Raw genomic sequence first — 7883 nt, forward strand, 5'->3', positions numbered from 1 at the left:
GCGACTAGTGAAAGATAGAGCGCTGATAGAGCCTTCGTCATTCCTTCGCGGGCGCGGAAATCTCCGCGCTCGCGCGTCCTTTTGCGATGATTTCCGCAAGCGAAGGGTCCTTCGCCAACGCTTCCTGCATTAGTCGGTCGGACGCTCCTTCAATATCCGTGGAGAGTTTCTCGAAAAAGTCGCGCGGCTCCATGCCGGGCGTGATGACCGGCAGGAATTCGATCACGACCGTGCCCGGACGGACGATGAAAGAGCGGCGCGGCCAAAAAAGACCGGAGTTCACGGCGACGGGCAGCACCGGCGTCTCGGTCGCGGCATAGAGACTGGCGATGCCAAACTTATATTGCGGCGGCGCGCCGGCGGGGCGGCGGGTGCCTTCGGGGAAAATGAAGAGCTGCCGTCCTTGCGTGAAAATCTTCTTCGATTTGGCGATCAGCTGCGGCAGGAGCTTCCCGCCCTTCGATCGATCGATCGCGATTTGCTCCGCGGCCAGCAAATACCAGCCAAAAAAAGGCAGCCAGATCAGTTCGTGCTTCAAAATATAGCTGAAGTCGGGAAATCTGATTGGCAGAACGAAGGTCTCCCAGATCGACTGATGTTTACAGGCGACGATCACCGCGCCTTTGGGGATGTTCTCGAGGCCGCGCCAATCGATCTTCGTGCCGCAGATTTTTTCGAGCAACCAGAGAGTCGTGCGTCCCCAAGTGCGTCCCAGCTCCTGGTTGATTTGACGGCGCATCGGCATCGCCGGCAGCCAGACGATCATCAGGGCGAACATGTTCAGGAAGAACACGATCTGGAAAACGAGCGAGCGCAGGAAGAGCATTGGCGGGCCGGGGCGAGGTGTCGTCGCACGCCTTTTAGGGCGCCACGGCGCGCTGAAACAAGATTTCACTCATATGCGACGCTGCTGCGAAGTTGCGGCGGCGCCTCGGACTCGTCGTAGTCTCTCAAGACCTTGATGCGCAACAACGACCCGAGATATTTCACATATTCCTTGCCGATAAAGCGCGCGACGCGCGGATCGCTGGCCCAGTCCGCGACATTGATATGTTCGCTGACGACGGGAAACGGATAGAGCTCGACATTCGGCAAGGCGGCTGAGATTTCGACCAGCGCACGCGGCATATGGTAGTTCGAGGTGACGACGATGAGCGTCCGGGTGATGTTGTGCTGGCGCGCCCAATCACGCGTTTCTTTCGCGTTTCCGGCGGTGTCGAGCGCCTGGTAGCCGAGATCCACGCAGCAGTCGAAGAGCGCGCGGGACATCGGCAATAATTTCGCGATGACGGCGCTGCGCGTGCCGCGATTGACGCCGGTAATCAGCATGCGGCGCGCCTGTCCGCCCGCGAGGAGGGTCGCCGCATCGAGCACGCGATCCGAGCCGCCGGTCAGCGCAACGACGCCTTCAGCTTGCACCGGAATGGGGAATTCCTCGCGCGGCAGCGACAGCGCGAAGCCGGCGTAGCCCATGACGAAGGCCGCGCCGAGAAGACCGCCGCTCGCCACGATTGCTATGGCGACCTTGCGAACAGCGCTGAACTTCTTATCCACTCCCTGGCGCGCGGGAATTGTCACTTTTGGGTCCCTTGCCCATCTTCTTGACCTGAGCGCGCGGCGCGACTCGGGCGTGAATATAGGCATATTTCAAAGCCGATGTTATCTGCCCGGGCCGATTTCGGCGATGGGTTTAACCGAGCCGTTGCAGGTGGCGCAGCACAATAAACTGCGACAGATAGCCGGTTAGCACGGCGACGGTCCCTGCGAGCAGCGCGATGACGATGAACCCGCTCCAACCGATTGTGAAATCGCCGAACATCGCCTCCATCTGCTCGCCGCCGCCGGTGGCGCGCCATCGCTCGGCGATGAACTGCGCCAATACGAAGAACGCGATCGCGCCGCCGCCGCCGATCAAGGCTCCCCGGAGCCCTAGCGCCATAAAACGGCGCTGGAATTCTCGCGCGATAAACGAGTCGGCGGCGCCAACGATATGCAGCACTTCGACGATCTCGCGGTTCGTCGCCACGGCCGCGCGCGTCGCCGACGCGACAGCGACCGCCATAGCGGCCAGGATCAAAATGAAGATGAGAGCGGCCATGGCCACGGCCGCTCGCGCCATATCGCCGAGACGCTCGATAAAGACATGGTGATCGTCAAGCACGGCATTGGGTACGGCGCGTTCGAGCTCCATGCGTAACCTGTCGAGATCCACGCCATTGTCTGGGTCGAGCCTCAAAACGATCATTCGGGGCGTGGGCAGCTCCGAAAGGTCGAGACCCTGGCCAAGCCATGGCGACAGCAGCGCCTCTGATTCCGACTTGGCGTAGACGCGCGCCTCGCTAACTCCAGGCGTCTGTCGCATCACCTCCGCGGCTTGTCTCACGTCGGCTTCGAGGTCGCGGCCCATGACGGGGCGCACCTGCACGGTCGCTTCGCGCGCGATGTCGCCGCGCCATTCGACGCTTGCATCAGCGACGAGAATGGCGACGTTGGCGGCGAGCGCCGCCAGGAAGGTCATGATCGCGATGACGATGACGAGCGAGCGGCCGGCGACAGAATCGGCGGGCACCAGCGCGCATTGCGCCGGAATCTCTTCCGCGTCTTCGCCGACGTCGGAAGCGGTCAGACGGGTCGAAGACCAGAGTCGCATTAGGGCAATCGTCCGCTCATTCGAAGATGTGAAGCCTGCCGTCCGCGAGCACGAGCCGGCGCGCTTCGTCATATTGATCCATGAGCGTCAAGTCATGGGTCGCGATGATGACGGCGGTTCCGGATTTGTGAAGCTCGATGAACAGCCGAAGAATCCGGCGCGCGAGCGTAGGGTCGACGTTGCCCGTCGGCTCGTCCGCAAGCAGCAGTTTAGGTTGCGAAATTAGCGCTCGCGCGATCGCGGCCCGCTGCTTTTCGCCGCCCGAAAGAATTGTCGGGAAGGCGTGCGCGCGCTCGCCAAGGCCCACCCAGCGCAATAGTTCGACCACCTCGGCGCGATAGCTCGATTCTTCGCGCCCTAGCACGCGCAAAGGCAGGGCGACGTTTTCGTAAAGCGTCAGATGGTCAAGCAGGCGGAAGTCCTGAAACACGACGCCGATGCTACGACGCGTCTCCGCGATTTCCTCATTGCTGAGCGCCGCCGTGTCCTTGCCGAAGATGTTGATCAACCCGCGTGTAGGCCGCAACGCCATAATGATCAAGCGCATCAAGGTAGTCTTGCCTGCGCCTGAGGGGCCAGTCAGAAATTGAAAGGAGCGCGGCGCGATCTGAAAATTGACGTCCCGGAGGGTCTCGGCCCCGACGCCATAGCGCAAGCCGACATTCTCAAAAGTCAACACGAAGCCGACGCTCCCAAAAGTGACTCCTGACGACGCCTCTCAGGACGAACTGGTGGCCGCACAATAGCAGTTGATCCCTCCTTAACCATAGCCAGCGTTAAGGATTTCTTGTCTCGGAGCGGTCTGGAGATTTTCGTTTTATTACAGTAGCGTCGCACCCATGCGGAGATGAGCGGCTCCCCTCAGGGCTTCGCCAAAGGCAAGACGAAGCTGAAAATGGTCCCGCCTCTGGGATTGGGCTCGGCCCAGATCTTTCCCTTATGCGCTTCGATAATCGAGCGCGATATGGACAGCCCCACGCCGAGGCCATGCGGCTTTGTCGTCGTAAACTGCTCGAAGAGCCTATCCCTTATGGAATGCGGAAGCCCGGGACCAGTGTCGGCGACATCGGTCTGGATCTTATCTCCTTCGACGAGGCGGGTAGACACGGTCATCTCCCGCCTGTCCACGTCCCGCATGGCCTCTATAGCATTTCGTTTCAGATTGACGACGACCTGCTGAATTTGAACTTTATTGATGATGACCTGATCCGGCGACGCCTCGAGATTAACCGTCGTTTTTACATCGTGTTCTTTGGCGAGAGCGTCGGTAAATTCGCAGGCGGTTCTAATGACTGCATTTAAGTTTTGAAGCGATCTTACTGTATCTCCGCGCGCGATAAACTGACGAAGATTGTCCATAATTTCAGAGGCGCGAAAGACTTGCGCGCTCGCGTTGTCCAACAACTCCTCGACCTTCTCAACCGAGAAGTCTTTCTGCTTCAACTGACGGTGCGCGAAATTGATATAAGCGGCGATCGCCGACAAGGGTTGTTTGAGTTCATGCGCCAGTCCGGCCGCCATATTTTCCATTAAATCGAGCCTGTTCGTCTGCAGCTCATGGAGTCGCCGTTCGAACTGGCGCGATCGGCTGAGGTCGTGAATCAGTCCAACGAACACGCGTTTGCCCTCGGTCGCGACAACGCTCACGCCAAGCTCCATCGTGAAGATGGAGCTGTCCTTGCGCATCCCTTCGACCTGCCGGCCAATGCCAATGATCTTTGGCGTTCCGGTGCGGAGATATTCGCTTATGTAGGAGTCATGCCTGCTGCGATCAGGCTCGGGCATCAGCATACGGACGTTTTGTCCGATGACTTCTGAAGGCGGGAATCCGAAAAGCTTGGCCGCCGCCGGGTTCATCGAAAGCACCGTGCCTCGCTCGTCGATCGTGATGATGCCGTCCAAGGCGGCATTCATGATCGCGGCAAGATAGGAGTCATGCCCGGGGACGCTCACGGCGTCGCAAGCCTCCTCAGTTGCGGAGCTCGGCGCAACCGGTGAGTCGGGGAGGTGGGCGAAACCCATATTTTTTCCCGGGAGGGGCGCAATGAACGCTCGCCGCTCTCCCAATGCGGTAGCTAGGCGTTTACGAGCCGAGGTCAAGCCCGGCGCCCTGCGGATGCATTTCCATCCCCAGAGAAATCGCATAAGCAAGCGCCATGTCGCCGCCCCAAGCTCCTGCGCCGCTGCTGTTCTTCAACGCTCGCTTGATCGATCCCGCTTCGGGATGCGAAATGCGCGGCGGCGTTGTGACGCGAGACGGCATAATCGCGGAGGTTGGCGAAACCGTTCGCGAGGGCGACGCGCCCGAAGGCGCGCGCGCCATCGACTGCGCGGGCGACGTCGTCGCGCCGGGGCTCATCGACATGCAGGCCTTTGTGGGCGAGCCAGGCGCGGAGCATCGCGAAACCATCGCCAGCGCTACTCTCGCCGCCGCGGCCGGCGGGGTCACCACTCTCGTCTCGACGTCGGCGACGTTGCCGCCCGTCGACGATCCGGCAGTCGTCGATTTCGTATTGCGTCGTGCGCGCGACACGGGGCGCGTGCGCGTCTTACCGATGGCGGCGCTGACCAAGGGTTGCGAGGGCAAAGAGATCGCCGAACTCGGTTTGCTGCAGCAGGCCGGCGCGATAGCCTTCTGCGATGGCGCGCGTTCGGTGAAAAACGCGCTGGTAATGCGCCGGGCGCTTACCTATGCGCGCGATTTTGACGCTTTGGTCGTGCATTTCGCCGAAGACCCCGATCTCGGGTCCGGGGTCATGAACGAAGGAGAATTCGCGCATCGACTCGGCCTGTCGGGCGTCCCGCGTGAAGCCGAGGCGATCATGCTCGACCGTGACATGAGGCTCGTAGCGCTTACGGGCGCGCGCTACCACGCCGCCCTTGTCACGACGACGCTGTCATTGGATGCGCTACGGAAAGCTAAGGACGAGGGCCTGGTCGTCACCTGCGGGACCTCGATCAATCATCTGACGCTCAACGAGAATGACATCGGCGACTATCGCACCTTCCTCAAGCTCAAACCGCCGCTCCGCCACGAGGATGAGCGCAAAGCGCTCGTTGGCGCGCTTTCAGAAGGCCTGATCGACGTCATCGTTTCCGATCACGATCCACAGGACGTCGAAACGAAGCGGCTGCCCTTCTCTGAGGCCGACTCCGGCGCGATCGGCGTTGAGACGATGCTCGCGGCAGGGCTTCGACTGGTGCATTCGGGAGACGTCGCGCTGATGCGCCTGCTCGCCGCGATGACCTCCCGCCCGGCCGAAATTCTCGGTCTGCCGCAGGGGAGGCTGCAAAAGGGCGCGCCGGCGGATCTTGTGCGCTTTGACCCCGACGCGCCTTTCGTCGTCGATCCGGACGCGCTTCATTCACGCAGCAAGAACACGCCTTTCGATGGCGCTGTGCTCCAGGGGGTCGTCAAGGCTACGGTCGTCGCCGGCGCAGTCGCGTACGAGACCTGAGGAGCCGCTGAAGGCGTACACGACCAAGGCTAACGAAATAATCAAATAAAATTAATAAGAAACGAGTTAAAGTTCACCATTAACATGAGACTGCGTCAGCTCGTTCGAGACGATCGTCGCGAAAGAGTCAGGCGCGGTGAAGAAGACGCAGATCGGCGCCATCCTGGCGGTTTCAGCAGCCGACAATTCGCTGCCGCATGGACGCCTCACGTACATCACGATGTTTTGAATTGATGGCGAGGCTGTCGCCGCAACGGGTGCAGCCATTGATGCATTCATGATTGTTTAAGAAAGAGGAGTGGCCTTATGAAAGCGCTTTTCTCCGCAACCGCGGTTTTCCTCGCAGTTTCTCTCTGTTCTAGCGCTCTCGCACAGGTCCCGAGTTTCCCTAAAGATGAGCCTTATGCGAAGGCGCGTAAGGTTCTCTTGAAAAAAGGCTGGAAGCCTGTTCACGAGCCCGAGGCTGGCTTCGTTTGCCAAAAGGACGATCCGCGCTGCAAGGATCGGCCCGAGACCGTCGCTTGCGCGGGAACGGGAAACGCCAATTGTATTTTTCGTTGGAAGCGCAAAGGCGTCGTGGTCGACGTCAATACGGTGGGCGAAACGCAGCCGGTGGTTACGGAAGTGACCTGCCACGCCGGTTGCAATTGAGAGTGAAAGCGCGAGAGCGGGGCAGGCATTGCCCTCGACTGATCGGACGCGCGAGGCGCCGCTCATAAGCGACGCGCAATTATAACGGAACGCTTCCACGCATTTAAGCGTTAGTCAGAACATCATTTTCTCAAATTTTACGAGGCGCCGATTATGAAACGTCGATATGCTTTCAACGGCCCTTTCCTTGCGATGGGCCTCGCTTTCGCTGGAGTTCCTGCTACTTCTCACGCGCAGGCGGTGAAATCTTACGAAACGATAAAGACGGAGTATCAATACGCCGCCAAAGTCGTCTGCTCGCTGATGTTCCCGCATCAGGACGGGACTTTGGCAAAGGGCGTCTATCGCACCATCGTCAACATCCATAATCCCACGAAGAAGAAGTTCACCATCGCCGCCAAAGTGGCGCTGTCGACGGAATTCGGATCAGCTCCCGGCCCCTTCAGCGTCACCCCGTTTAGAAAGGCCGAACTCCAGGCGGACGGCGCGACCGAATTGAATTGCTTCAACATTGCCGGCTACTTTTGCCCCATCAATGGCGTGTGCGTCGATTTTGCGTTCCTTGAGGGCTTCGTCGTGATCAAGAGTCCGGAGCCTTTGGACGTGGTCGGCGTATATTCGGCGCGGCACTCCGACGGCGAAGTGGAAACCTTGGACGTCGATGTGGTTCCTGAGCGAAAACTCAGCGAAGAGGTGCCTTTGACCGCGCCCGAGCCCAAATCAGAGATCAAGAGACACATGGAATTTCCGGCCAAAGGAAGTCCCGCGTCTGACGGCCAGCCGAAATAGAGCCGGGCGATAAAAACGCCATCATGCGTTGGCGCGGGGCGGCCGCTCTTGCGCAATGCGAAAGGGCGGCGGAGGCGGTCGTATCCCTGACTGCATCGGATAGGCTGAGCAAGCAGCCTAGCGGTTACGCCTCTTGAAGAATCCCGCCAATAGCCGTAAAGGCTCGCCGCGCGCGCGAGCGACGGGCTCGTGACCACTCGGAAACGGTGACTATGGCCAAGGAAAAGTTTTCACGCACGAAGCCGCACTGCAACATTGGGACGATTGGACACGTCGACCATGGCAAGACGTCTTTGACGGCGGCGATCACGAAAGTGTTGGCGGAGACGGGCGGG

General features: G+C 60.0%; 9 protein-coding genes. 4 read left to right on the forward strand and 5 right to left on the reverse strand.

Annotated features, from left to right (window positions below; genetic code table 11):
- Positions 1-37: 37 nt before the first annotated feature.
- The 5 genes from FEV16_RS11945 to FEV16_RS11965 all read right to left on the reverse strand — a co-directional run bounded on the left by FEV16_RS11945 (position 38) and on the right by FEV16_RS11965 (position 4603).
- On the reverse strand, positions 38-826 hold the full coding sequence (locus FEV16_RS11945) for a lysophospholipid acyltransferase family protein (protein WP_138167854.1): 789 nt from the start codon (positions 824-826) through the stop codon (positions 38-40).
- Positions 827-891: 65 nt separating this feature from the next.
- Positions 892-1578, reverse strand: coding sequence for a YdcF family protein (locus FEV16_RS11950; protein WP_246657299.1), 687 nt, complete (start codon positions 1576-1578; stop codon positions 892-894).
- A 112-nt stretch (positions 1579-1690) separates the two neighbouring features.
- Entirely contained in the window at positions 1691-2650 is a 960-nt protein-coding gene (locus FEV16_RS11955; RefSeq protein ID WP_138167856.1) for an FtsX-like permease family protein, read from the reverse strand.
- Between the two features lie 16 nt (positions 2651-2666).
- On the reverse strand, positions 2667-3329 hold the full coding sequence (ftsE, locus tag FEV16_RS11960; RefSeq protein WP_138167857.1) for a cell division ATP-binding protein FtsE: 663 nt from the start codon (positions 3327-3329) through the stop codon (positions 2667-2669).
- A gap of 182 nt (positions 3330-3511) precedes the next feature.
- Positions 3512-4603 (reverse strand): PAS domain S-box protein, encoded by a 1092-nt coding sequence (locus FEV16_RS11965; protein ID WP_246657300.1) that lies wholly within the window; start codon positions 4601-4603, stop codon positions 3512-3514.
- A 203-nt stretch (positions 4604-4806) separates the two neighbouring features.
- Here FEV16_RS11965 and pyrC point away from each other — a divergent pair, with 203 nt between their 5' ends.
- The 4 genes from pyrC to FEV16_RS11990 all read left to right on the forward strand — a co-directional run.
- Complete coding sequence (pyrC, locus tag FEV16_RS11970; protein WP_138167859.1) at positions 4807-6108, forward strand: dihydroorotase; 1302 nt, start codon at positions 4807-4809, stop codon at positions 6106-6108.
- Between the two features lie 306 nt (positions 6109-6414).
- Positions 6415-6759 carry a hypothetical protein gene (locus tag FEV16_RS11980; RefSeq protein WP_138167861.1) on the forward strand — a complete coding sequence of 115 codons (345 nt, stop codon included), beginning with the start codon at positions 6415-6417 and terminating at the stop codon, positions 6757-6759.
- 153 nt (positions 6760-6912) lie between these two features.
- Entirely contained in the window at positions 6913-7548 is a 636-nt protein-coding gene (locus FEV16_RS11985) for a hypothetical protein (RefSeq protein ID WP_210234883.1), read from the forward strand.
- Positions 7549-7760: 212 nt separating this feature from the next.
- A partial coding sequence (locus FEV16_RS11990; RefSeq protein ID WP_243080190.1) for a GTP-binding protein occupies positions 7761-7883 on the forward strand: 123 nt, incomplete at its 3' end.

This window comes from Methylocystis sp. B8, from assembly GCF_005771425.1.
In the GTDB taxonomy this organism is placed as follows: Bacteria; Pseudomonadota; Alphaproteobacteria; order Rhizobiales; family Beijerinckiaceae; genus Methylocystis.

Bases quoted from the DNA above. Each gene is read 5' to 3' on its own strand.
- pyrC (WP_138167859.1), top strand. From the start codon at position 4,807: ATGTCGCCGCCCCAAGCTCCTGCGCCGCTGCTGTTCTTCAACGCTCGC.
- FEV16_RS11955 (WP_138167856.1), bottom strand. From the start codon at position 2,650: ATGCGACTCTGGTCTTCGACCCGTCTGACCGCTTCCGACGTCGGCGAA.
- FEV16_RS11980 (WP_138167861.1), top strand. From the start codon at position 6,415: ATGAAAGCGCTTTTCTCCGCAACCGCGGTTTTCCTCGCAGTTTCTCTC.
- FEV16_RS11945 (WP_138167854.1), bottom strand. From the start codon at position 826: ATGCTCTTCCTGCGCTCGCTCGTTTTCCAGATCGTGTTCTTCCTGAAC.
- FEV16_RS11985 (WP_210234883.1), top strand. From the start codon at position 6,913: ATGAAACGTCGATATGCTTTCAACGGCCCTTTCCTTGCGATGGGCCTC.